Origin of the sequence: Fundicoccus sp. Sow4_D5 (genome assembly GCF_052116365.1) — a bacterium.
In the GTDB taxonomy this organism is placed as follows: Bacteria; Bacillota; Bacilli; order Lactobacillales; family Aerococcaceae; genus Fundicoccus.
The window spans coordinates 1-26,998 of record NZ_JBQKLF010000015.1 but is presented as its reverse complement, the minus strand read 5'-3'; the positions used below and the strand labels follow the sequence as shown (position 1 = coordinate 26,998).

General features: G+C 39.0%; 20 protein-coding genes. 17 read left to right on the top strand and 3 right to left on the bottom strand.

Features of this window, described 5'->3' with window-relative positions; translation table 11 throughout:
• The gene (locus ACTQ45_RS12825) at positions 1–969 is read right to left on the bottom strand and encodes an L-lactate dehydrogenase (protein ID WP_441763969.1); all 969 of its coding nucleotides are present in this window, start codon (positions 967–969) and stop codon (positions 1–3) included.
• 168 nt (positions 970–1,137) lie between these two features.
• Between ACTQ45_RS12825 and pth the strand changes: the two genes are divergently transcribed.
• From pth to ACTQ45_RS12795, 6 genes are all read left to right on the top strand, one after another.
• Complete coding sequence (gene pth, locus ACTQ45_RS12820; protein WP_441763968.1) at positions 1,138–1,707, top strand: aminoacyl-tRNA hydrolase; 570 nt, start codon at positions 1,138–1,140, stop codon at positions 1,705–1,707.
• Positions 1,708–1,810: 103 nt separating this feature from the next.
• The gene (mfd, locus tag ACTQ45_RS12815) at positions 1,811–5,374 is read left to right on the top strand and encodes a transcription-repair coupling factor (protein ID WP_441763967.1); all 3,564 of its coding nucleotides are present in this window, start codon (positions 1,811–1,813) and stop codon (positions 5,372–5,374) included.
• Complete coding sequence (locus ACTQ45_RS12810) at positions 5,374–5,658, top strand: RNA-binding S4 domain-containing protein (protein ID WP_441763966.1); 285 nt, start codon at positions 5,374–5,376, stop codon at positions 5,656–5,658. Before mfd ends, ACTQ45_RS12810 begins: the two co-directional genes overlap by 1 nt.
• 176 nt (positions 5,659–5,834) lie before the next feature.
• Complete coding sequence (locus tag ACTQ45_RS12805) at positions 5,835–6,332, top strand: FtsB family cell division protein (protein ID WP_441763965.1); 498 nt, start codon at positions 5,835–5,837, stop codon at positions 6,330–6,332.
• Between the two features lie 100 nt (positions 6,333–6,432).
• Positions 6,433–6,951, top strand: a complete 519-nt coding sequence (locus ACTQ45_RS12800) for a S1 domain-containing RNA-binding protein (protein WP_441763964.1) — start codon at positions 6,433–6,435, stop codon at positions 6,949–6,951.
• 347 nt (positions 6,952–7,298) lie between these two features.
• Entirely contained in the window at positions 7,299–8,714 is a 1,416-nt protein-coding gene (locus ACTQ45_RS12795) for an N-acetylmuramoyl-L-alanine amidase (protein WP_441763963.1), read from the top strand.
• 499 nt (positions 8,715–9,213) lie between these two features.
• On the opposite strand, the gene ACTQ45_RS12790 is transcribed toward ACTQ45_RS12795, so the two are convergent.
• Together ACTQ45_RS12790 and ACTQ45_RS12785 are read right to left on the bottom strand one after the other, a co-directional pair.
• The gene (locus ACTQ45_RS12790) at positions 9,214–10,257 is read right to left on the bottom strand and encodes a sensor histidine kinase (protein ID WP_441753580.1); all 1,044 of its coding nucleotides are present in this window, start codon (positions 10,255–10,257) and stop codon (positions 9,214–9,216) included.
• Positions 10,257–10,928 carry a response regulator transcription factor gene (locus ACTQ45_RS12785; RefSeq protein ID WP_441753579.1) on the bottom strand — a complete coding sequence of 224 codons (672 nt, stop codon included), beginning with the start codon at positions 10,926–10,928 and terminating at the stop codon, positions 10,257–10,259. The genes ACTQ45_RS12790 and ACTQ45_RS12785 overlap by 1 nt, the downstream gene beginning before the upstream one ends.
• Before the next feature lie 201 nt (positions 10,929–11,129).
• On the opposite strand from ACTQ45_RS12785, the gene ACTQ45_RS12780 reads away from it, so the two are divergent.
• The 11 genes from ACTQ45_RS12780 to tuf all read left to right on the top strand — a co-directional run bounded on the left by ACTQ45_RS12780 (position 11,130) and on the right by tuf (position 25,549).
• A complete protein-coding gene (locus tag ACTQ45_RS12780; protein WP_441763962.1) occupies positions 11,130–13,469 on the top strand; it encodes an ABC transporter ATP-binding protein/permease in 2,340 nt (779 codons plus the stop codon).
• Between the two features lie 45 nt (positions 13,470–13,514).
• On the top strand, positions 13,515–14,975 hold the full coding sequence (gene tilS, locus ACTQ45_RS12775) for a tRNA lysidine(34) synthetase TilS (RefSeq protein WP_441753576.1): 1,461 nt from the start codon (positions 13,515–13,517) through the stop codon (positions 14,973–14,975).
• Positions 14,976–15,039: 64 nt separating this feature from the next.
• Complete coding sequence (gene hpt, locus ACTQ45_RS12770; protein ID WP_441753575.1) at positions 15,040–15,594, top strand: hypoxanthine phosphoribosyltransferase; 555 nt, start codon at positions 15,040–15,042, stop codon at positions 15,592–15,594.
• 69 nt (positions 15,595–15,663) lie between these two features.
• A complete protein-coding gene (gene ftsH, locus ACTQ45_RS12765; RefSeq protein ID WP_441763961.1) occupies positions 15,664–17,715 on the top strand; it encodes an ATP-dependent zinc metalloprotease FtsH in 2,052 nt (683 codons plus the stop codon).
• Positions 17,716–17,876: 161 nt separating this feature from the next.
• Positions 17,877–18,764 carry an Hsp33 family molecular chaperone HslO gene (gene hslO / locus ACTQ45_RS12760; RefSeq protein ID WP_441753571.1) on the top strand — a complete coding sequence of 296 codons (888 nt, stop codon included), beginning with the start codon at positions 17,877–17,879 and terminating at the stop codon, positions 18,762–18,764.
• Positions 18,765–18,883: 119 nt separating this feature from the next.
• Positions 18,884–20,395, top strand: a complete 1,512-nt coding sequence (lysS, locus tag ACTQ45_RS12755) for a lysine--tRNA ligase (protein WP_441763960.1) — start codon at positions 18,884–18,886, stop codon at positions 20,393–20,395.
• Positions 20,396–20,487: 92 nt separating this feature from the next.
• Positions 20,488–20,772: a GNAT family N-acetyltransferase gene (locus tag ACTQ45_RS12750; RefSeq protein WP_441753567.1), complete on the top strand. Its 285-nt coding sequence runs from the start codon at positions 20,488–20,490 to the stop codon at positions 20,770–20,772.
• Positions 20,773–21,073: 301 nt separating this feature from the next.
• Positions 21,074–21,487: a 30S ribosomal protein S12 gene (gene rpsL, locus ACTQ45_RS12745; protein WP_441753565.1), complete on the top strand. Its 414-nt coding sequence runs from the start codon at positions 21,074–21,076 to the stop codon at positions 21,485–21,487.
• Between the two features lie 64 nt (positions 21,488–21,551).
• Positions 21,552–22,022 (top strand): 30S ribosomal protein S7, encoded by a 471-nt coding sequence (rpsG, locus tag ACTQ45_RS12740; RefSeq protein WP_441753563.1) that lies wholly within the window; start codon positions 21,552–21,554, stop codon positions 22,020–22,022.
• Positions 22,023–22,111: 89 nt separating this feature from the next.
• The gene (fusA, locus tag ACTQ45_RS12735) at positions 22,112–24,202 is read left to right on the top strand and encodes an elongation factor G (protein WP_441763959.1); all 2,091 of its coding nucleotides are present in this window, start codon (positions 22,112–22,114) and stop codon (positions 24,200–24,202) included.
• Positions 24,203–24,355: 153 nt separating this feature from the next.
• Positions 24,356–25,549: an elongation factor Tu gene (gene tuf / locus ACTQ45_RS12730; RefSeq protein WP_441753560.1), complete on the top strand. Its 1,194-nt coding sequence runs from the start codon at positions 24,356–24,358 to the stop codon at positions 25,547–25,549.
• Positions 25,550–26,998: the final 1,449 nt, after the last annotated feature.

Sequence of the window (26,998 nt, the reverse complement as noted above, 5' to 3'; positions counted from 1 at the left end):
TTAGCTGTCTAAGCGGGCGAAGCCCTCTTGAATCACTTGTTTCAGTGTAGAAGCAGAGTGATTCATTTGTTTTGTTTCAAGCTCATTCAATGGAATCTCAATAATTCGCTCAATTCCTTGACGGCCAATAATCGCTGGTGCTCCGATAAAGACATCTTCTTGGCCAAATTGACCATCAAGGTAAACAGATAAAGGAAGAATGGCTTTTTGATCTTCAAAAATGGCCTGACAAATACGAGTCAAGGCAGAGGCTATACCGTAATAAGTAGCTCCCTTACGCGAAATGATTTCATAGGCTGCGTCACGTACCTTGATGAAAACTTTATCTAAGGCTTCTTCAGTGGTGCTATCGTCGATCTTTAACCACTCATTAATCTGTAGACCCCCAATATTCGCGTGAGACCAGACTGGGAATTCTGTATCGCCATGTTCACCTAGAATATAACCATGAACGTTACGTGCATCGACCCCAACTAAAGTCGCTACTTCTTGGCGTAAACGTGAAGTATCTAAGGATGTTCCTGAACCAATGACGCGTTCAGCCGGGAAACCACTAAATTTCCAAGTGGCATAAGTTAAGATATCCACGGGGTTAGCAGCCACTAAGAAAATACCATCAAAGCCTGAGGCTACTATTTGACCCACGATGTCTTGATAAATCTTCAAGTTTTTATGAACCAGATCAAGACGTGTTTCGCCAGGTTTTTGCGCAGCACCCGCACATAAAACCACAATATCCGCATCGACACAGTCAGCGTATTCGGCGGCATAAATGTATTTGGGTGAATAGAATGGAACAGCATTAGATAAGTCTAAAGCATCACCTTCTGCTTTATCGTGATTGACATCGATGATGCCTAATTCACGGCCGACACTTTGCGTTACTAATGAGTATGCGAAACTAGAACCAACTGCGCCGTCGCCTACAAGAATTATTTTGTGTTTTGAAAAACTTTGTGTGTGATTCATTCTGTGTAACTCCCTTATATTTGAATTGTAATGAATTTATTATAACAAATATTAAGCTAATTGCGAAAGTTTTCTCGCACTATATTTGGAGTGCTATTTTGGCTTTGGGAAGGTTGTTTGTGTTATAATAGGCAACGAAATGAAAAAGGAAGTTACGGTGATGGAAGCGTGAAATTAATTATTGGCTTAGGAAATCCAGGCAATCGTTATGATGGCACACGTCATAATATCGGATTTCATGTGATTGATACCTTGATGGCACGTCATGGTTTGACGATGATGGACCAAAAATTTAAAGCGGATTATACAATTTGGCGTCATCCGCAAGCCAAAGTGCTTTTGCTTAAGCCTTTTACTTATATGAACCTTTCGGGTGAGGCGCTACTGCCATTTATGAGTTATTATGGCATAGCGATGGAAGATATTGTCGTTGTTTATGACGATTTAGACTTGGAGCCTGGACGGATTCGCTTGCGTCAGAATGGTAGTGCCGGTGGACATAATGGGATAAAGAGTATTATCCAAATGCTGGGCGCGCAAGATTTTAAACGTATTCGGGTCGGCATAGGACGACCTCAGGGAGGTTGGAAAGTTGTCGATCATGTACTCGCCACTTTCAGACCAGAAGAGCAGGACTCAGTCAATGAAGCAAGCCAACTAGCGGCAGATGCTCTGGATGACTGGGTAGATGGAAAAGATTTTTTGAAAATTATGAACACATATAACCAAAGGAAATAATACATTAGAGGGGGGTCAGTTAGCTGAGCTCCTCCCTTGAGTTTGTTATGACGCCATTAGGGCTTTGTAACAGCCCATATTAGAAATAAGGAGTTTATCAATTATGCTATCGAAGTTATTTACACCAGCATTTCAACCCGCCATTAAACAAATAAATAGTGCTTCTCTTAAAGGGTTGCCTCATCTAGTCACAGGACTTGATGCTAGTGCTCGTTCGGTGATGATAGCTCAGCTATACCATCAGCGCCCTCAACAATTACTAATTGTTGAACCGAGCGTAATCCAACTGACGCAACTTTATGATGATTTAGTTCAGTTATTGCCTGGCGTGAAAATTCTACAATTCCCAGCTGAAGAATCACTGGCTTTGGAATATTCCTACGCTTCAATGGACAATATGGCACGTCGGGTCGAAGTCCTCAATACCTTATCACGTGGTGAGGATTGTATTATTCTATCGCCCGTTGCAGGCATCCGTAAACGCCTAACGCCTGTTGATAAATGGCGCTATGAAATGACCCATCTTGAGTTGGGCGATGAAATGGAACGTATGGCCTTAGAACAAAAATTAAGTTACTTCGGTTATACACGCCAACCAATGGTGCAAACTCCAGGAGAATATAGCGTGCGTGGAAGCATTGTTGACTTTTATCCACTGAACAGTGATTATCCCGTTCGGTTGGATTTCTTTGACATTGAATTGGATTCCATTCGCTATTTCGATGCCGAAACACAAACCTCCATTCGAAACTTGGAAAGCTTTGACCTGATTCCTGCAAAAGATATCCTCTTTAGCATCACGGAACAACAAAGCATTAGTCAGGCAATTGAAAAGCATACGGCCAAAGTAATTGAAAAAATCGAAGATGACACCCTAGTGACAATTATCCAAAGAGGCATGCAACAGCAACTTGAAATGCTTAACTCTGGTGAAGCATTGATGTTTTCGTCAGCATACTTGGAATTTTATGACCCTCAAGGAACGTCACTTATCGATTACTTGAACCCCAATTGTCTCATTGTGATTAATGATTTTGGGAAAATAAATCAAACAGAAATACAATCAACGAATGACGACATGTATTGGTTAGAACAAGAAATTAGTAAAGGTCAATTACCACCTAAGCTGACTGTTCACTTGAGTGCCTTTGACTTATTGAAGCATACTCAATTGCCTCGTGTGCATTTTGTCACCTTGCAAAAAGGTTTAGGCAACTTAACATTTGAGGCGGTTCATTCTTTTCAATACCGTAGTATGAATCCGTTTTTTAACCAAATGCCTTTGATTAAAACGGAAGTAGACCACTGGTTTAAACAAAAAGCTACCATTCAAGTCTTGGTCAGCAGTCAAAAACAAGCCGATAAAACACTTGAGCTGTTCGAAGAGTATAATATTAGACCAAGTATCATACAACACGGTGATGAAGTTCAAAGCGCAGTCGTGAACATTGTCATTGGTAGCTTGTCGAGTGGTTTTGAACTCCCTTTAGCCAAGTGGGTGGTATTAACTGAAAAAGAACTCTTTAACCAAGTTAAAAAACGAAAAATAAAAAAACAACATCTTTCGAACGCGGAACGAATTAAAAGTTATAGTGAATTAAATATTGGTGATTATGTCGTGCATGCTAATCACGGGATTGGTCAATATACCGGTTTAGATACAATTGAAATCAATGGTGTTCACCGAGATTTACTAGCAATTGAATATCAGAATAATGCGCGTGTATTAATTCCGGTTGATCAAATTGACATGATTCAAAAGTACGTCGCCTCTGAATCGAAAACACCCAAAGTCCATAAATTGGGTGGGTCGGACTGGGCGAAAACGAAGCAAAAAGTTGCTGCTAAAATTGAAGACATTGCCGATGAACTGATTGCTCTATATGCCAAGCGAGAACAAGAAGTCGGTTATGCTTTCGGCAAGGATACACCTGAACAAACAGATTTTGAGAATGCCTTTTCTTATGTCGAAACAGATGATCAATTACGTAGTACAATGGAAATAAAAAAAGACATGGAGAAAAGTCGGCCGATGGACCGTTTACTTGTCGGAGACGTCGGTTACGGTAAAACAGAAGTTGCGATGCGAGCAATTTTTAAAGCTGTAATGGACGGTAAGCAAGTGGCATTCCTAGTTCCTACGACAATCCTTGCCCAGCAACATTATAATTCCTTAATCGAACGTTTTGCAGAGTATCCTGTTGAAATTGGCTTACTAAGCCGATTCGTGACCAGGTCGAAACAGAATGAAACGTTAGAAGGACTAAAAAACGGCGCCGTTAATATTGTGGTTGGAACGCACCGTGTGTTGTCTAAAGATATTGAATTCCAAGATTTAGGCTTATTAATTGTCGACGAAGAACAACGTTTCGGAGTGAAGCATAAAGAACGTTTGAAGCAACTGAAATCGGAAGTGGATGTCTTGACTTTAACGGCGACACCCATTCCAAGAACCTTACACATGTCGATGATTGGAGTGCGAGATCTTTCCTTAATTGAAACGCCTCCTAGCAACCGTTATCCTGTCCAAACGTATGTGATGGAAAGAAATGAAGGGGCAGTAATGTCTGGTATCGAAAGAGAATTAGCCCGAGGCGGCCAAGTATTTTACTTGCACAACCGCGTAGCGACTATTTTCCAACGAGCGGATGAAATTAGTCAACTTGTGCCTGAGGCACGAGTGGCAGTGGCGCATGGGCAAATGTCTGAAGTGGAATTGGAAACAGTCTTAGTCGATTTTATTCAAGGTGAGTATGATGTCTTGGTGACCACGACGATTATCGAAACGGGTGTGGATATTCCTAACGCCAATACGATGTTTATTGATAATGCCGATCACATGGGGCTATCAACACTGTATCAATTAAGAGGGCGAGTGGGACGTACTAACCGAATCGCCTATGCTTACTTAATGTATGAACCGTTCAAGCAACTAAGTGAAGTAAGTGAGAAGCGTCTCCAAGCGATTCGCGAATTTACAGAACTCGGTTCTGGTTTTAAAATCGCGATGCGTGACTTATCCATTCGAGGAGCTGGTAATCTTTTAGGGAAACAGCAGTCTGGCTTTATCGACTCAGTTGGTTTTGATATGTACTCGCAAATGTTGAAAGAGGCGGTCGATATTAAACGTGGGAAAGCACCCGTAAGTAAATCTAGCTCGCAACAAATGGAATGGGACATTGGGTTGGATGCTTATATCCCAAGTACTTACATTCCTGATGAGTTACAGAAAATATCTGTCTATAAATCGATTCAACAAATCGATTCCGAAGAAGAATACCGTAATTTACAAGATCAGTTGATTGACCGTTTTGGCGAATTTCCTAGCGAAGTTGCTGACTTATTAGATATTGCCTTGATTAAGCATTATGGACTGCTGTCAGGAGTCAACCTAATTAAGCAACAAGGTCAATGGGTGCATCTATTCTTTAATCCAATCGCGAGTGATATTCTAAAAGGGCCAAATGTGTTTGAAGCCTTGCAGGATATTAAGTTGCGTGCTGAAATCGGCATGGAAGGGACACAGCTGAAAGTTTCTTTACTTGTTCAAGGGAAACCAAGTTATCAGTGGTTGGATATGGTTCGCAAGTTCACTGTTAATACGAGTGAAATTGTGGCGCCAGAAACGCAAGCAGAAGAGGGATTTCAAGAGAAGGAGGAAGTTTAATGAGATTAGATAAATTTTTGAAAGTATCACGTTTAATCAAGCGTCGTAGCGTTGCCAAAGAAGTGGCTGATCAAGGTCGAATTGATATTAATGGTATCACGGCTAAATCTAGTTCAACGGTGAAAGAAGGCGATCAATTAACGATTCGTTATGGTAACCGCACTTTAGCAGCTGACATCGTACGTATCCTTGATACAACGAAAAAAGAAGACGCAGCACGTATGTATAACATTGTGTCTGAAGAACGTGTGCAAGACACGAACACTTTCACACCTTATGATTAATTCACTGGAAGCTACTCAACTTGAGTAGTTTCTTTTTTCGTATGAGAAACATGCTGTACTTTATCGAAATATTATGTTTCAGTTAGACTTACTTAAGTTTGGCTAGTATTTTGTCCAATAACATGGAAATGTACCTGAATTAATGGTAAACTCGATAAGTGTAAAGGAGGGGTGGGATGAATTATCGTGTTGAGTCTAAGACTCCAGAACGGAAAGTGCTCGAATTTCAGCAACTTAGAAGTGATCGAGCAAGACCTAGTAATCGCGTGCAAGAGCCGCAATTTCGAGGCATGGCTGAACCTATTGAAAGCAAACCGTCACCTCCTAAAAAGGGACGCAAATTCGCACTAGCATTTATAGGAGCTGCAGCCTTAGCACTTGCAGGTATTCCTTTGCTTCGTACGATGTCCCATTCGACTGAGGTTGCACGAAATTTCGAACAAACTCAGCAGGCGCATAACCAAGCAGTTCAACAGAATCGGGCAGTCCAACAAGAGTACTTGAGATTGCAAGACCCTGAATATTTAGCTGAAATTGCACGACGCGATTATTATTATGCAAAACCTGGAGAAATTATTTTTGATTTAGGCGATGCAGATTCGCAAGCGGATACTGACTTGTTTCAGAATAAGTCGGTCACTGATCCAGCTGTAGATGATGATGGCTCTGAATAAATAAGTGCCAGTCGATTGGTTAGTTTAATTTGGTTTTAATGCTGGTAATCAGCGTAACGGTTTGACAACCGTATAATATTTTAGGAGGAACATATTTTTTATGTCATTTGAAGTAGGTCAAAAAGTTGCGGGTAAAGTCACTGGGATTACACATTTTGGAGCATTTGTTTCATTGCCTGATAATAAAACAGGGTTAATTCATATTAGTGAAATTTCAGATTCGTACATTAAAGACATCAACACTGTATTAACTGTAGGTCAGGAAGTCGAAGTAAAGGTATTAACGATTGCAGCTGATGGTAAAATTAGTTTATCGTTACGTCAAGCTAACGAGCAAGCTAAACCAGAAACAACTGGTAGACCAAAACCTGCCTTTAATAAAGAGAATGATCGTAATTATAATAAACAACCGCAATCTGATCAAGCACCAAGATTCAATAAAAGCAGTGCTGCTCCATCTCGTTCATCATACACGCCAAATCAAAATAACTCACCTAAAAAAGAGGGAGATTTTGACTCGCTAATGAGTGGATTCCTGAAAGATAGTGAAGATCGTTTGTCGTCATTAAGACGCAATACGGAAGGAAAACGTGGCGGACGTGGCGGTCGTCGTAGCTAATTAATTTGAATATTTAATCGATGCGCTTAGTGCCTGAGAAAATCTCATGCTTAAGCGCATTTTGTTTTGGTATTTTATCTAATAGTACGGTCATTTTGTCGAATGTAGTTGGCGATAAGAGAATTAAATAGTAAGATATATAAATAGTTAGGGGCATCCACTATTCATCGGATGGTTGTGAATGATGCGACACCGAACAATGTCAAACTGATGATGGAAAATAGAGAGGGCTTGTGGTTGTTTATAAGCTCAGGAACTTTGGTTTGGGTAGTTAAAGCGAACGGAACGTTCGAGGTGCGAGAAGAATATACACACAGGGAACTCTGTTTGTGGGGAGAATTATAAATATGTTTAGAAAAAAAAGGAAACAACCTCAATTTAAAATCGTACCGATTGTCATCGGTGTTTGTGTCGTCTTGCTCGCTTTGGTGGTAGCTGTTAGTTACTGGCCGAAACAGCAGGTGACCATTGAACGCGAACAAGTGGTTTTAAGAAACTCACCGGATACATTAGCTGAAAGTATAGGTGAATTGACGAGCAGTACTAAAGTAAGACTGCTAGAAGAACGGAATGGTTGGGCGCGAGTACGTACTGAAAATCAACAAGAGGGCTGGTTACCCATTTGGTTTTTAGATAATAGGACGCTAATAAATGATCAAGCTATTGCGGCTCAATTACTAATTGACACACCAGTCTATGGTGAAAGAGAGGAATCTGGCCCTTTAGTTACGACAATTGTGGCAGGAAGCTATTTATTGGTTAGTCAAGAGGCCGAAGGTTGGTTGAGTGTGCAGCTCACTTCAGAAGAACTCACTGATGAAGATTCAACTGAGTTGGAAACAAAAGGTTATATTCCCACACGATTAGTGAATTTAGTGCCAGAAGAAAGAGCATTAGCTCATAATGAAGCATACAGGTTTGAAAAGTTGCGTGCGTATGATCCGGAAGCGATTGCTGCTGCACGTTTAGAGGTTGAACCAGAAGTGACCATCCAATTTGCTAATGAGCCATTATATGAAGAAGAGTCAACTTATTCCCAAGTTCTTTATCGTGCCATGCCTGGTGAGGTGTTCTCCTTAGTTGGTGAGCTAGCAAAGCACAAAGATGATGATTTCTATTTGATTGAAAGTTCAGAAGGTGAACGTGGTTATGTAGATTCCGATCGAGTGGCTGTGAACACATTTTCTGTAGGGAGACTTGAAGGCCCCATTATCTCACAGTTGTCTAAAGCGACAATTATGTTGGATCCAGGACATGGTGGTGTAGATACGGGAGCACTCAGTTGGGATAGTATGGCTGAGGAGAAGGTGGCTACTTTGGAATTAGCCTTGGAAATAAAGAAACAATTGGAAGCTAAAGGGGCTACCGTTTTAATGACACGTGACGAAGATCATTATGTGGAATTGATCGAACGAACTGAAGCCAGTAATGTGAATGAAGTCGATTTATTTATTAGCTTACATATTGATGGTTCAGAAGATTCTTATTGGTCTGGTACAAGCACTTATTATTATCATCAAACAGACAAGACTCTAGCGGAAGCTGTGAATCAAGAATTGGATAACCAAGAATTAGAAAATCTCGGTATAATGTTTGGGAATTATCATGTTCTGCGTGAGAATACTCGACCGAGTATCCTATTGGAGCTCGGTTATATTAGTAATTATTATGATGTAGAAGTGATTTTTAGTCATGAGTATCAAAAGAGTATCGCGAAATCGATTACTAAAGGCTTAGAAAATTATTTTACGACAAGTGAGTAATGGAACGTGGATTTACTGAGTGGTTAATTTTATCGTGTCAAAGAGACTGTGTGATTTGTCTCTTTGGCACTTTTTTTGTCTTATAAGGGCTTCTAAGTTTAAGGTGCTTATTTGGAAGCGCGTCTAAATATAGGAAGATAATCGCTTTAATCGCCCCATATCGTAGCTTGTATATTTTAGTGTTTAACTCGCAGGTCTAGTCGACCTGTTAAAAATAAAACGTTCACTCAAAGTAATAAAACCGTAAGGAATTACTGGCTTTATTCAATGCGCTAAGTCCTCTAATTTTATCGTTAACCAGACGAAGCAAATGGAGTACCACAGGTTAGCGCTTGTTTATATGTTAGGAGAGTTTCAATGGGATAGGTAAAGTGCCGCTAGAATTTCCTGCTAGAACCAAGGGGGCGATTCCCGCCTGAAAGGCATCATCACCTAAAAAAATCTCCATCCCATCAAAAGTGGGGTGGAGATCAAAAAAATGTCATCAGTAAAAGTTCCTTTACTTATCAGCAGGTAAGGTAATTCTAGCGGTTGTCCCTTCACCTAGTTGACTCGTATAGTGAATCTCAGCCTTATGCAAATGAAGAATTTGTTTAACCAATGATAAGCCTAATCCATTACCAGAGTTTAAGCGGCTACTATCGGCTTGGTAAAATTTATCGAACGCTTTATTGAGTGTATCGTTCGACATCCCAACACCTGTATCTGCGATGAAAATTTGCACACGACCGTCTGGAGAGGGCTGCTGTGATATAGTAATTTCTCCATTAGTGCGATTATACTTAATCGCATTATCGATAATATTGGTCCACACTTGTTGAAGCAACTCTTCATTACCGATAAAACTTAAGCGTTCTAGCATGATATTGAATGTAATCCCTTTTTCTTCCCAACGGGGTTGCAAATAAAGAATCGCCTGTCGGATTTGTTCGTCTAAACGAATCGGTTTGCGCTCAATACTGATTCCTTGATGCTCAATTTTGGTTAGTTTCAGAATATTATCCGTTAACTGTGTTAATTGTTGAGTAGCAGCAATTAGACGAGACGTTAAATCTTTTTGTGTATCAGGGTCTAAGTCAGGATCTTGTAAAAGCTGAGCATAACCTTGAATGGCAGCTAAAGGTGTTTTAAATTCGTGGGAGACGGTAGAGACGAAATCGTTTTGTAAAGCATTAATCCCGTCGAGTTCATGAACCATTAAATTAAAATCATTGAATAGCTGACTCACTTCATCAATCTTGTGTTGTGTGTCTAACTGAATTGAAAAATTACCCCCAGAAACTTTCGTCATATTATCACGCAAGGTTTCGATAGGTTGAATAATTTGGAGGCCAACATAAGTCGTGATCAAAGCCGAAATCATGCCACTCATAATAATTAAGAAAACTAGAATATAAAAACGACCACTTAAGGCTAAATTCCACTGAAAATAACTATTCAATACAAACAATACAGTGGTAAAAATCGTCAAAGAAATAAAAGTTGCAATGCATGTTATAATTGCAAAGTGGAAGCGCATTTTACCATAGACTATGTTTTTCATTAGCTCACGACCGCTTTATAGCCAAGACCGCGAACGGTCACGATTTCGAAATCAGTATTATTGTCGAAACGATCACGTAAACGTTTGATGTGTACATCGATGGTTCTCTCGTCGGTATCGGAATCTAAGCCCCAAATTTCATCCATCAATTGTTGGCGTGTAAATATTTTGTCTGGGTAGGAAAGTAGCTTATATAATAATTGGAATTCTTTTTGAGGTAGCGTTAACTGTTGATCGAGATAAGCAATCGTGTAACTCATCTGGTCGAGCGTCGTCTGCTTTACTTTCAATTGTTTGGTGTGTGCAATCTTTGCCCGACGTAGCAGAGCCTCCACTCTTAAGACCATTTCATCAAGGTCGATCGGCTTGACCATGTAATCGTCAACGCCAATTTTGAAGCCACGTTTCTTATCGTCCAGTGAATCACGCGCAGTAATCATCAGAATAGGAACGTCAAATCCAGTATCGCGCATCAAGGCTGCAAACTCAAAACCGTCCATATTAGGCATCATCACATCGCTAATGATTAAATCGACATGGATTCTTTCGAGTAAATCTAGGGCTTGCTGTCCATCTGATGTAATGAAGACATCGAAATAATTTTTGGTGAGCATTGATTTATAAATGCGAGCTAAATTGTCATTATCTTCGATGATAAGAATTTTATTCATACTGACTCCTCCTTGTTTGGTTTATATTAGCAAGCGATTATGAATTGATTGTTAATAAAAAACCATTTGTTCACAGTGACTTAATATATATACTATACACTAAAACAGGTAAATTATATTCACAGAATATGAACGGAAATCACACTGTGTATTTTGTAGTGAAATCTGAAATAAATCGAACGTAAACTGAAGAGGTGCAACATGTTAGAATTAAAAAACGTAAAAAAATATTATACAGTAGGTGAAACAGTCACTAAAGCCTTAGACGATGTAACAATCGGGTTTCGTCAAAAAGAATTTGTAGCAATTTTAGGAACAAGTGGCTCTGGTAAAACAACCTTATTAAATGTCATCGGTGGACTAGACAATTATGATAGCGGAGACCTTGTCATTAATGGTCAATCAACAAAAGCTTTTAAAGATTCTGAATGGGATGCTTATCGAAATAACTCTATTGGCTTTGTTTTCCAAAGCTACAATTTAATCAGTCATTTAGGGATCTTAGACAATGTGAAATTGGGCATGACCTTAAGTGGTGTCTCAAAGGATGAAAAACATCAAAGGGCAGTCGATGCACTCGAACGTGTTGGTTTGAAGGATCATTTGAATAAAAAACCCAATCAATTATCAGGGGGACAAATGCAACGAGTGGCCATCGCACGAGCGTTAGCTAACGACCCGGACATCTTATTATGTGATGAGCCGACTGGAGCCTTGGATACTGAGACCAGTGTCCAAATTATGGACTTAATCAAAGAACTATCTGAAGAAAAACTTGTCATTATGGTGACGCATAATCCGGAATTGGCTCGTGAATATGCCAGTCGAATCGTGCGCTTGTCAGATGGTAAAGTAATCACGGACTCGAAACCATATGAAGAAGCAGATAAAGATAATCGTTTTCAATTAAAGAAAACTCAAATGAGTTTCTTGACGGCTTTAAATTTATCATTTAATAACCTCCGAACGAAAAAAGGCCGAACATTCTTAACAGCCTTCGCTTCAAGTATTGGTATCATAAGTATTGCGATTGTTCTGTCCTTATCAACAGGTTTTCAACATCAAATCGACTCCACTCAAGCAGAAACAGTATCAGCTTTTCCAATTTCAATGTCACGAGTGGCCTCTACTCAACCGACGAATGTTGAAAGTCCATTAGGAACGACAGATGGTGATTACCCTGATACGCAACTATTGATTGCTAAAGAACATATTCAAGATCAAGTTCAACACATTAATCCTCTTGATGAAGCTTATGTAGATTACATCAATGAGATTGATCCCAACTTGATTCAAGCAGTGGGCTTTAATCGTCCCCTTAAATTAAATCTTCTTCGTGAGGTAGACGGTGAGGTTCAATCAGTAGTCTTTTCGAATGCCCCTCAAACAGAAACAGGCTTACCGAATGCAGCCGACATGACATCTTTGTTAGGTGTTTCAACACCCGTTATTCCAACTGATGTTGAAGGCAACAGTCCCGTGTTAGTTGATAATTATGATTTATTAGCAGGAGAGTTTCCAACGACTGCGCACGATGTTGTATTGGTAGTAGATAGTAACAACCAAACGAACTACAATGCATTACGTAATCTTGGCTTGTCTATCGATCCAGAAGAGGAATTAGATTTTGAAGAACTCCTCGGCACGACAGTGACTTTAGTCAATAATGATGATTTTTATACTGAATTACCAACGGGTCACTTTATTCCAAATCAAGACTTAGCGACTATCTATAAAGCAAGTGATAATCAAGAGTTAAGGATCAATGGGATTGTCAGAGCGAAAGCTGATGCAAAAATGGCGATTCTTGCGCCAGGAATTGCTTACTCAGAAGATTTATTAGCAGAATTTATTGACCAAAATCGTCAATCCGCAATTGTTGTCGCCCAAGAAGCAAGTGACGTTAATAGTCTAAGTGGTGAAACAATAGATGGCCATAGCCGTGAAATGCTATTGAGCGTTCTTGGTGGTAATGCGATTCCAACAAGTGTGCAAATTTATCCAAAAAACTATGAAACCAAAGATGAAATCATTACCTACTTAGACGCTTATAACGAAGGTAAGTCAACCGAAGATAGAATTATTTACTCTGATTTAGCTGGAACGATGACGGAATTAACAGGTGGTTTAATGGATGCAACAACGTATGTACTCGTAGCCTTTGCAGGTATTTCGCTTGTAACGAGTATGATTATGATTGGTATCATTACCTATACCTCCGTATTAGAACGTACGAAAGAAATTGGTGTCTTGAAAGCTTTAGGGGCGCGTAAAAAGGATATTACACGAGTGTTTGATGCGGAAACCTTTATTCTTGGGATTGCCTCTGGTGTATTAGGTGTTTCAATTGCTTATCTGGCAACGATTCCAATCAATATGCTATTAGAAAATTTCTCTGGCTTGAAAGACGTTGCACGTCTTGATCCGGTTCACGGACTTCTATTAATTGTGACTTCAACACTCTTAACAGTTCTGGGTGGACACATTCCGGCAAGAATGGCTGCAAAAAAAGATGCCGCTATAGCATTAAGAGCGGATTAAACGGTATAATATGCCTATTAAATAGTTAGTTTAGGAGAATTTATGATGGAGGCTTTACTTAGACAGGTCAAACAACAACTTGAGTCATGGTCCGAATGGGGAACCTCACGGAAAATTGTTCTAGCCGTCTCTGGCGGTGTAGACTCCATGGTTTTACTGCATATTATGAGTGAGTTAGTTAAGCTCCAAGAATATAGAACGAAAGAAATTATCGTTGCTCACTTTAATCATCAACTGCGCTCACCGGAGATTCATGCAACTGAGCAAGCTTTGGTTAAGCAGTATGCAGAACAACATGGTTTTACTTACTTTGTAGGTACTTGGGATCATCCGGCAGACGCAAACGTGGAAGCTGCAGCAAGGGATGCGCGTTATCAGTTTTTTGCCGATGTATTAAAAGGAAGTGAGGCTGACGCCTTGATGACGGCTCATCATTTAAATGATACGGTCGAAACATTTTTGATGCGACTCTTAAGAGGCACATCGATCAAGGGCAGTCGAGGGATACCAGCAAATTATCGACGGATTCTAACGGATCAACACCGACATGCTGTTCTAACCAATATTATGAGACCGTTGATTTCTATACCGAAACAAGAATTATACGACTATGCGCAGGAGCAGCAAGTTGAATTTATTGAAGATGCGACAAATGATAGTCATAAGTTTTTACGTAATCGCATTAGACATCAAATCGTGCCGCTGTTTGAAAATGAAAACCCGAGATTTCTTAATAATATGTTAGCCTTGCAAGAGCAGTATCAAGCAAGTTATTTAACACATTTTCATGATTACTTAGCCATAGAGCCAGAGTTACTCATGAGGACGGAACAAGGTCATTGGATATTATATGTACCGGCTCTTCGGGCCCTCAGCTCATATAAATTGAAAACTTATTTATCGGTTTTCTTTGAAGAACGCTTAGTAGAAGATGTGCCCAACTATAATAAGGCGATGTTGGATCAGGTTTATCAATTGCTTATGAATGAGACAGAACCTAATGCAGAAGTTATGTTGGGTGCAGGCTGGCTTGCTATTCGCCAATACGATTTTGTGCATATCCAACCACATGATTTTATTGCTTCAATACCTAAAAAGAGTGAAATTCAGCTTGAAGAAGTCAATAAGTGGTATCGTTTGTCGGAAGATGAGGAATTAGCTGTTTTTGAGGCAGATCAAGTCACGATGCGTATGAAAAACGAAGCAGAGCATATATTGGCCCTAGATTTAACCGGAACAGATGTATCGAACTTCTACTTAAGACATCGTCAAGATGGGGATGAGATGCTTGTTATTCAGAATGGACAACCTTCTTTTCATAAGAAAATTTCACGCGTGATGATTGATAACAAAATACCCGCTAATCAACGAGATGCGATGTGGCTATTATGCACAAAAGACCATCAAATCGTTTGGTTGATTCCATTAAAGTATTCTGGATTGTATCAACCTCAGCAAACTGATACAATTACACATATCTTTTTATGCAGAAAAGTAAGAAAATAAAGGATTAATATGTTACAATGCAACTTGTTACAACACTACTAGGTTGATTTAAAGGAGAAGCTGAATGCTAGAAAATGACATTGAAGAAGTTCTTGTTTCAGAAGAGGAGCTACAAGTAGCTATCAAAAGACTGGGACAACAATTAACACAAGAGTACCAAGATAAAGAAGTTGTTGTCGTTGGAATACTGCGTGGAGCAGCATTGTTTATGGCGGATATCATTCGTGAAATGGACTGCTATTTGGAAATCGACTTTATGGACGTGTCCAGTTATGGAGAAGGGTTTGTTTCTTCAGGAGAAGTAAAAATTGTCAAAGACTTGGATACGCGTGTTGAAGGACGCGACTTTTTAATCGTGGAAGATATCATCGATACAGGACGTACATTAAACTATTTAGTTGAATTATTACGTTATCGTAAAGCGAAATCGGTTAAAGTTGTTACTTTATTAGATAAACCAGAACGCCGAATCATTCCAGATTTAGTGCCAGATTTCGTTGGAATAGAAGTACCTAATGCATTCGTTGTTGGGTACGGCTTAGACTATAAACAAAAATACCGTAATTTACCTTACATTGGTGTATTAAAACCAGAGATTTATACTGAACCAGAAGAGTAGCAAAAATTATTCAAATTATGGTATGATTAATAAGATATATAATACACAGATAAGGAGGAGATATATCTAATGCAAAATCCAAATCCGAATCGTAATCGCAATGTATTCAGAGGAACGCTCTTCTATATACTTGCATTTCTTGCAATTGCAGGAATTTTCCAAATGATTTCAGGAGATTTCGGTTTAAATAATCAAACTAAAGAAATATCATCATCTGAATTTATGACAGAGTTAGAACAAGGGGCCTTCAATGAATTTGAAGTTCAAATTGGTTCGGGAGTCTATCATATTAAAGGGACGTATGATTCATCAACAACGGTGAATGAAGAAGAAGAGAATTTAGTACAAATTTTCCAAAGTTCAGATACAGAACGTCGTTTTGAAACTGAAGTATTAGGCAATGATGCGACACTTGAGCGCGTGACCCAATTAGCGCTACAAACTGAAACTAAAATGGATACTGTTCCAGAATCAAGCACAGGCTTGTGGTTGAGTTTCTTACCTTTCTTAATTTTAATGATACCAGCTTTCTTCTTGATGTATTCAATGATGCAGCAAGGTGGTGGCGGCGGTGGTAAAGGTGTGATGAACTTTGGTAAATCGAAATCAAAAGATGTTTCGAAACAAAAAGTTAAAGTCCGCTTTGAAGACGTGGCTGGAGCTGAAGAAGAGAAGCAAGAATTAGTTGAAGTGGTTGAATTCTTAAAAGACCCGAAACGCTTTACAGCACTCGGAGCTAGAATTCCAGCAGGTGTTCTCCTAGAGGGACCTCCAGGAACTGGTAAAACATTACTTGCAAAAGCTGTTGCAGGGGAAGCCGGTGTACCATTTTATAGTATCTCAGGTTCTGAGTTCGTTGAAATGTTCGTCGGGGTCGGTGCAAGTCGTGTGCGTGATTTATTTGAAAATGCCAAGAAAAGTGCACCAGCTATTATCTTTATCGATGAGATTGATGCAGTAGGTCGCCAACGTGGAGCTGGAATGGGCGGAGGTCACGATGAACGTGAGCAAACGTTAAACCAGTTACTAGTTGAAATGGATGGTTTCGAAGGTAATGAAGGTGTTATTGTCATTGCAGCAACGAACCGTTCAGATGTCTTAGATCCGGCCTTATTAAGACCAGGTCGATTTGACCGTCAAATTTTAGTTGGTAATCCAGATGTTAAAGGCCGTGAAGCTATCTTGCATGTACATGCACGTAATAAGAAATTTGGGCCAGATGTGGACTTGAAAGTCATTGCTCAACAAACACCAGGCTTTTCTGGTGCTGACTTAGAAAACTTATTAAATGAGTCTGCATTGATTGCTGCTCGTTTTGATCGTAAATTTATTACGGCTGAGGACGTTGATGAAGCGCATGACCGTGTGATAGCAGGACCTGCTAAAAGGGACTCGGTTATCTCTGTTAAGCAGCGTCGTACGATTGCTTTCCATGAGGCTGGTCATACAGTAGTAGGAATGGTCTTGAGTGATGCTCGAATCGTCCATAAAGTGACAATCGTTCCTCGTGGTCGTGCCGGTGGTTATGCGATTATGCTTCCTAGAGAAGATAGTTTTATCGTCACTAAAGTAGAGCTATACGAGCAAATCGTTGGTTTACTTGGTGGGCGAGTGGCGGAAGAAATAGTCTTTGGTTCTCAGTCTACTGGGGCAAGTAATGACTTCCAACAAGCAACTCAAATTGCACGTAGCATGGTAACTGAATATGGAATGTCTGACTTACTTGGGCCAATCCAATACGAAGGTAACGGCAAGGTGTTTATTGGACGTGATTATGGACAACGTCCAGCTTATTCAGAACAGGTTGCTTATGAAATTGATAAGGAAGTTCGCAAAATCATTGAGAAAGCTCATACAGAAGCACATGACATTATCAATCAACATCGTGACCAGCTAGAAATCATTGCTGAAAAATTATTAGAAATCGAAACGTTGGACAAACGCCAAATCAAAGCTTTATTTGAAACAGGCCAAATGCCGACTGACGTAGAAATAGTTGATGAACCAGTTGAAAAAGCTGATACTTTTGAAGAAGCATTAGAGAAATCAACGGATGAAGAGCTAGCCAAACGTGAAGAGTCAGAAGGATTGACTGAAAGCGATTCTGATTCACAAGCATAAGATATTTTAAATCGAACTACATCCAAGCTGAGTAATTTGCTTAGATGTTGTTCGATTTTATTTTGCTAAATATATCCTTGATTGAGACTGTAGTCTTTCAATCAAAGGAGTTTTTGAGTAAGATATATAAGACTTTGGAATGTTAAAGGAGAGTATATAAAATGACAGATCAATTATTAAAAGCATTAGCCTATGATGGTCAAGTAAGAGTATTTGTATTAGATGCAACTAAAACAGTGAACGAAGCACGTGAAAGACATCAAACTTGGCATACAGCAACGGCTGTCTTAGGTCGTACATTAGCGGCGACTGCGTTACTATCAGCAAACTTAAAAGGGACAGATCGTTTAAGTGTTGAAATTATTGGGGAAGGACCGGTTGGTCGCGTTGTGACAGATGGTGATGCGTATGGTCATGTTCGTGGTTATGTAACCAATCCAGAAGTTGCTTTAGAATTAAATGATCAAGGTAAACTAGACGTAGCTGCTGCTGTTGGCTTGCCAGGTTCATTGATTGTTCGTAAATACATCGGCGATAGCGAACCCTTTTCAGGACAAGTGCCTTTAATTAGTGGTGAGTTAGCAGAAGATTTTACCTACTATATGGCAGTCTCTGAGCAAACGCCATCAGCGATTGGTTTAAGTGTGTTAGTAAATCCCGATGAATCGGTAGCTGCAGCAGGCGGTTTTATGATTCAAGTAATGCCAGGTGCAACAGAAGAAACGATTACTGCTATTGAAGAGCGTATCGGATCACTTGGGCGTTTTTCTGATAAATTAGAAGAAGCCGAAAGCATTGAATCATTATTAGATCTCCTAGTAGGAGAGAATAATTCAGAAATACTTGCCTACCAAGATGTTAAATTTTTATGTTCATGTAGTAAAGAACGTTTTACTGAAGGATTAAAGTTAATTGGCCGTAAGGAAATTGAAGAGATGATTATCGAGGATCATGGTGCTGAAACGGTATGTCACTATTGTAATAACCATTATCAATTTTCTGAAGAAGATCTAGAAGCGATCTTAGTGGATAAAGAGATCGCTGACTAATTTTAAGGTAGATAGAGTAAACAATAGAAGTCTGGAGATAAATTCTTTCTTTCAATGACTTTTATGATGTTTTCAGTTAAAATATGCAATGTGTAAAGATTAAGTGAGGAGTGAAATGGATGACAGATAATCATCAACATGAAACTGAACAAGAACTAAATGATCAGTTGATCGTGCGTCGCGAGAAGATGCAAGCGATGGCTGAGGCCAATATAAACCCATTCGACATTGGCTTTGAAAAAAGCCATTTATCAGCAGATTTGCTTGCTGAGTATGACTCGATGGATAAGGCGGAGTTAGAAGCGGCAGAGCCAATTATCGTTTCGGTAGCGGGACGTATCGTATCAAAACGAGGTAAAGGCAAAGCCGGCTTTGCTCACATTCAAGATATGAAGGGCCGTATTCAACTGTATGTTCGTAAAGATGGCATTGGCGAAGAACAATATAGTTGGTGGACAACCGCTGACTTAGGCGATATCGTTGGAATGACAGGTAAATTGTTCAAAACAAATACTGGAGAACTTTCAATTTGGGCAAGTGACTTCAAACCATTGACCAAAGCATTGCGCCCATTACCGGATAAATATCATGGTCTAACGAATGTTGAGCAACGTTACCGTCAACGTTACTTAGATTTGATCAGTAACGGTGAAAGTTTTGATCGTTTTGTCAATCGTTCGAAAATCATCCGTGAAATCCGTAAGTTTTTAGATGATAAAGGGTATTTAGAAGTAGAAACCCCTACTTTGCATAACTTAGCAGGTGGCGCATCTGCTCGTCCTTTCATTACCCATCATAATGCTCTAGATATGGAGCTTTATATGCGAATCGCTTTAGAGCTACACTTAAAACGATTAGTAGTAGGTGGCATGGAAAAAGTTTATGAAATTGGCCGTGTCTTCCGTAATGAAGGGATTGATACAACGCATAACCCAGAATTTACGATGTTAGAAGCCTATACTGCTTACTCGGTGTATACAGACGTTATGGATTTAATTGAAGAAATGATCCGTACTGTAGCTGAAAGAGCATTAGGCACAAGTCAAGTTAATTATGCTGATAAAGTTGTGGATTTAGGTTCTCCATGGCGTCGTGTTCACATGGTAGACATTATTAAAGAAGAAACTGGTGTAGATTTCTGGCCAGAAATGGACTTTGAAATAGCTAAAGCATTAGCCAAAGACCATGGTGTTTACTTAAATCCTCACGATAACACTGTAGGTCATGTGATTAATAATTTCTTTGAAGAAAAATGTGAAGATTCAATTGTTCAACCAACGTTTGTTTATGGACATCCAGTTGAAATTTCTCCATTAGCACGTAAAAATGACCAAGAGCCTCGCTTTACTGACCGATTCGAATTATTTATTGTAGGTCATGAGTATGCGAACGCATTTACAGAGTTGACAGATCCGATTGATCAACGTGAACGTTTCGAAGCGCAGTTAAGTGAAAAAGATGCAGGAAACGATGAAGCACATCCATTAGACGAAGACTTTATTGAGGCTTTAGAATATGGATTGCCGCCAACAGGTGGACTAGGTATTGGAATTGACCGATTGGTTATGTTGTTAACAGACTCTCAATCAATTCGTGATGTTTTATTATTCCCAACAATGCGTAATCACTAGAATAAGTGCGTTCAATCATATTTTTTTTGAATAGATATCATCTATGTTATACTCTTTATGAAGTGTCGTATGTATTATAAGGAGGAGATAACGTGGAATTAATTAGAGAAAACAATGCGTTTGTCCATCGTGACGCGAATGGTGAAAAGTTAGCTGAAATAACATTTAGTTTAACAGATGATCCAAAGGTAGTTGTTGCTGATCACACTTTTGTGTCTCCAGCTTTACGCGGCCAAGGAGCTGCAGGTAAGTTATTAGATCGCTTAGTCGAAGAGATGGAAGCACAAGGCAAGAAAATTAAAGCGAGCTGTTCTTACGTTGTGAAAAAATTTGAAGAAGAACCAGAAAAATTTGATCATATCAACGCGGACGCATAAGACGCAAACAAATAATACTGAGGAGATGGCGATGTTTTGTAGCTATCTCCTTTAATTTTATGGGGATAAATGATAATTTAATTAGAATTCATAAAATGCATTATCAAAGGTTGACGTTAGCAAAAGTGCGTGCTATTATGACTAAGGTGTTTTTTATTGACAGATTCCTGTTTCACAGTCGTGCTGACTGCTATAGACTCACCCAGAATCGTGATGCTTATGCATCGCGGTTGGATTTTATACAAAAATGACACACTTGGATGTGTGGACTAAGATTGAATACAAGGGAGGAGGACATTTAATGCCTACTATTAACCAACTAGTGAACAAACCGCGTAAGTCAAAATTGACTAAATCGAATTCACCAGCTTTAAACAAAGGTTATAACAGCTTCAAGAGAGCCCAAACAAACACAATGTCTCCACAAAAACGTGGGGTATGTACTCGTGTGGGAACTATGACACCTAAAAAACCTAACTCTGCTTTACGTAAATATGCACGTGTTCGTTTATCGAACTTAATGGAAGTAACTGCATATATCCCAGGAATTGGACACAACCTACAAGAACATAGTGTTGTTTTAATTCGTGGTGGACGTGTGAAAGACTTACCAGGGGTACGTTACCATATCGTACGTGGTGCTTTAGATACAGCTGGAGTTAACGAACGTAAACAAAGCCGTTCTAAATACGGTACTAAGAAACCTAAAGCTTAAGCTCAGGTTCAATATATTATATAAAATAAATAATTCTATTATAAACATGAAAGGAGGAATTTGAATGCCTCGTAAAGGTCCCGTAACAAAACGTGAAGTTTTGCCAGATCCACTTTACAATTCGAAGTTAGTAACACGTACAATTAACCGTTTAATGGTTGATGGTAAACGTGGTAAAGCTGCTACGATTTTATATTCAGCATTTGACATTATCAAAGAACAAACTGGTAACGAACCAATTGAAGTCTTTGAACAAGCAATTGAAAACATTATGCCACTATTAGAAGTTAAAGCTCGCCGTGTAGGGGGTTCTAACTACCAAGTTCCTGTTGAAGTTCGTCCAGAGCGTCGTACTACACTAGCTACTCGTTGGTTAGTAAGCTACTCACGTCTTCGTGGAGAAAAAACAATGGAAACTCGTTTAGCTCGCGAAATTATGGATGCTGCTAACAACACTGGAGCATCTGTTAAGAAACGTGAAGATATGCATAAAATGGCAGAAGCTAACAAAGCATTTGCTCATTACCGTTGGTAAGATTTATAATGGTTATGTCAGTTGGTTTGACCAGCTGACATATATCGTTGCTAAACATCTATTCACTATATGAAAGAGGGGAAACATAGATGGCAAAAAGAGAATTTTCTCTTGAGAAAACTCGAAATATCGGTATCATGGCCCATATCGACGCTGGTAAGACAACGACAACAGAACGTATCTTATATTATACAGGTCGTATCCATAAAATTGGTGAAACTCACGAAGGTGCGTCACAAATGGACTGGATGGAACAAGAACAAGAACGTGGGATTACAATCACATCAGCAGCAACAACTGCAGAATGGGATAACCACCGCGTAAACATCATCGATACACCAGGTCACGTGGACTTTACTGTAGAAGTAGAACGTTCATTACGTGTACTTGACGGTGCGGTAACATTACTTGACGCTCAGTCTGGTGTTGAACCACAAACTGAAACAGTTTGGCGTCAAGCAACTACTTATGGTGTACCTCGTATTGTTTTCATTAACAAGATGGATAAAGTCGGTGCGAACTTCTTGTACTCAGTTGGTACATTACACGAACGTTTACAAGCAAATGCTCACCCAGTTCAATTACCAATCGGTGCTGAAGATCAATTCAACGGTATCATTGACTTAGTTGAATTGAAAGCTTACAAATATAACAATGACGAAGGGACAGATATTGAAGAAATTTCAATCCCTGAAGACATGCAAGAGTTAGCTGAAGAATGGCGTATGAAATTAGTTGAAGCAGTAGCGGATACTGATGAAGACATTATGATGGCTTACCTTGAAGGTGAAGAAGTAGATGCTGAAACACTGACTGCTGGAATCCGTAAAGCGACTTTAGCTGTAGAAATGTTCCCAGTATTCTGTGGATCTTCATTCAAAAACAAAGGTGTTCAACTTCTATTAAACGGAGTTGTCGATTACTTACCAGCACCTACTGATATCGAATCTATTAAAGGTATCGATGCATCTACTGGTGAAGCAATCGAACGTCACGCTGATGATAACGAGCCGTTCTCGGCTTTAGCATTTAAAGTGATGACTGACCCATTCGTAGGACGTTTAACGTTCTTCCGTGTATATTCTGGTACTTTAAAAGCTGGATCATACATCAAAAACGCAACTAAAGATAACCGTGAACGTGTTGGACGTATCTTACAAATGCATGCGAACTCTCGTAAAGAGATTCCAGAAGTATTCTCTGGTGATATCGCTGCAGCTGTAGGTCTGAAAAACACGACAACTGGTGATACTTTATGTGACGAAAAAGATTCTGTAATCTTAGAGTCAATGGAATTCCCAGAACCAGTTATTGAAGTCGCTATTGAACCAGATTCAAAAGCTGACCAGGATAAAATGGGTATTGCATTACAAAAACTTGCAGAAGAAGATCCAACTTTCCGTGCATCAACTGATCACGAAACTGGACAAACAATCATCGCTGGTATGGGTGAATTACACTTAGATATCATCGTTGACCGTTTAAAACGTGAATTTAAAGTTTCTGCTACTGTAGGTGCACCACAAGTTTCATACCGTGAAACATTCCGTGCGTCAACTGAAGCTGAAGGTAAATTCGTTCGTCAATCTGGTGGTAAAGGTCAATACGGACACGTTTGGATTGAGTTCTCACCAAACGAAGAAGGAAAAGGCTTCGAATTCGAAAACGCTATTGTCGGTGGTGTGGTTCCTCGTGAATACATCCCAGCAGTTGAAGCAGGTCTAAAAGACTCTTTAGCAAATGGTGTATTAGCTGGATTCCCATTAGTAGACATTAAAGCTAGATTATTTGATGGATCATATCACGATGTCGATTCATCTGAGACAGCCTTCAAGGTTGCTGCATCACTAGCTTTACGTAACGCTGCTAAAAAAGCTAACCCAACTATCTTAGAGCCAATGATGGCTGTAGAAGTAACAGTTCCTGAAGAATATTTAGGAGATGTTATGGGACACGTTAGCTCACGTCGTGGACGTATCGAAGGTACGCAAGCACGTGGTAACGCACAAATTGTTAAGTCATTAATTCCGTTATCAGAAATGTTTGGATACGCAACAACATTGCGTTCATCTACTCAAGGACGCGGAACTTTCTCAATGCAATTTGATCACTATGAAGATGTGCCAAAATCAATCGCTGAAGATATCATCAAACAATACGGTGGTAAAACAGACGCTTAATTTTTAGCATCAAGCTAAAAGCACAAGCTTCACTTTTACCGAGTTGGTAAGCTAAGGATTGAAATTAGTTTAGTAACTCGGTATAATTAATTTGATAGGTTTACTTTTAAATCTATAACAGAAGAATTTAAATCTTAGGAGGATATAACTAAAATGGGAAAAGAAAAATTTGACCGTTCAAAACCGCACGTTAACATTGGTACTTTAGGACACGTTGACCACGGTAAAACAACTTTATCAGCTGCAATCGCAACTGTATTAGCTAAACAAGGCTTTGGTGGCCAAGCGGCACAATCATATGCAGAAATCGATAACGCACCAGAAGAGAAAGAGCGTGGAATCACGATCAACACTTCTCATATCGAATATGAAACAGCTAACCGTCACTACGCACACGTGGACTGTCCAGGTCACGCGGACTACGTTAAAAACATGATCACAGGTGCTGCTCAAATGGACGGCGCGATCTTAGTAGTATCATCAGCTGATGGTCCAATGCCACAAACTCGTGAGCATATCTTATTATCACGTCAAGTAGGTGTTCCTTACTTCGTAGTGTTCTTAAACAAAGTAGATATGGTTGACGACGAAGAATTATTAGAATTAGTTGAAATGGAAGTTCGTGACTTATTAACAGAATACGACTATCCTGGTGACGACATTCCAGTAATCGCTGGTTCAGCTCTAAAAGCTTTAGAAGGCGTAGAAGAATACGAAGCTAAAATTTTAGAATTAATGGAAGCTGTAGATACTTACATTCCAGAACCAGAACGTCAAACTGACAAGCCATTCATGATGCCAATTGAGGACGTATTCTCAATTACAGGTCGTGGAACTGTAGCTACAGGACGTGTTGAGCGTGGACAAGTTAAAGTTGGTGACGAAGTTGATATCGTTGGTATCGCTGAAGCTACTAGCAAAACAATTGTTACAGGTGTAGAAATGTTCCGTAAGTTATTAGACTACGCTGAAGCTGGAGACAACATTGGTGCATTATTACGTGGTGTTACACGTGATCAAATCCAACGTGGTCAAGTATTAGCTAAACCTGGTACAATCACACCTCATACTAAATTCGAAGCTGAAGTTTATGTATTATCAAAAGAAGAGGGTGGACGTCATACTCCATTCTTTACTAACTACCGTCCTCAATTCTACTTCCGTACAACAGACGTTACAGGTGTTGTAGAATTACCAGAAGGAACTGAAATGGTTATGCCTGGTGATAACGTAGCAATGACAGTAGAATTAATTCACCCAATCGCGATTGAAGATGGAACTAAATTCTCAATCCGTGAAGGTGGACGTACTGTTGGTGCTGGTGTTGTTTCAAAAATCAACGCTTAATCCAATATACTCTACAAATATAACGCCCCTTTTGGGGCGTTTTTTTGCTATTTATAGAAGAATCTACAGGTGTAAATGATTAATATGGCTTAGGCAGTGGTGTAACACTTGGAAAAGGGGTTAAATGATAACTGCTGCCACTGAAAGAGAACTAGACCTAAAGAGATGAGCGTATAAATGCTTCAAGAATAGCTCAAAATGGAATGGCGCCTCTATTCTAAGTCATTTATGAAAACTCAATCAAAAATAAGCAGTTTGAGTTTAAGAGAGTGTTCTGTAGAAGCAGTTAATTGTTCTTTCTATAGAAGAGATGATGTAAACGCTCTGCTAAAAAAAGGAATAACTCTGTCACAAGAATTTAGTAACAGCTCTTTGTAGATGTGTAAATATTACTTTGGACTACAAACGTGTTAACGTGCCTTGTGTGAAAGTAAGACTTGATAACTTGGATATAATTTTAATGATCATGAATGACTGACGGTATTAATAATAAAGTAAACGCATGATAGAAATAAATGTCTATTGATGTGTGTATAGCTAGTAACTAATAAAGAATTCTTAAAAAAAAAGAATAAGAAAATACAAAGGAGTAAAGTTATATTAAATGGATATTAAAACCATAGTATTAGATAAAAGAATAAACTTTATCATTGAGGCAGGTAATTAAAAGACCCAAAGGTTTATAGTATAAATGCGAAACTCTTTCTTTGGTAAATAAAAATCACTAAATTAAATAAAATTGAACGGATCTATAAATTTTATTGCCATGTTTAAAATGAAAATCTGAATTCGTAAAGTTAAAGAGAAATAATTAAATTCAAAACTAATTTAGAACTGAATCGGTAGTAGAATAATCCATTAATTCAGCATCCATGTTTGAGAGTAGTATTGTTGATTTAAAAGGCTTTTAAAACTGTCGATAAAACAAGAAATAGAAGTGTCATAATATTTCAAAGAAATTTGAAAAAGTTGTTGACAGAATGTTTGAAACCATGGTATATTAGTTCTTGTCGTTAAGAGGTCGTACAAAACGTAAAGAAGTCTTTACAAGAACAAAACCTTTCTGTAAATAACTTAAAAGAAATTTAATTAAGTGGTTGACAAGCGACAGAGAATCATGGTATTATATAAAAGTTCCGTTAAGGCGATGCGCTTCACAGCCATCCATTCACAAAAAAAGAATTTAAATAATCTTTTGAAATGTGGTTGACAAGCCTAATCGAAACGTGATATAATATAAAAGTTGTCACAGCGAAACAAAACATTCGTAGCTGACACAAAGCTCATTGAAAACTAAACAAAGATAAACACCAAGATGTGTAAGAGTTTATTGGCTAAGGCTGATAAACACAACCGAATAAATTTCGAGACACTGGATGACCACCAGGATAAAAAATCATTAGCTAGTATTTAAATGAGTCTATTAAGATTCAAATTCTTTCATGAGAG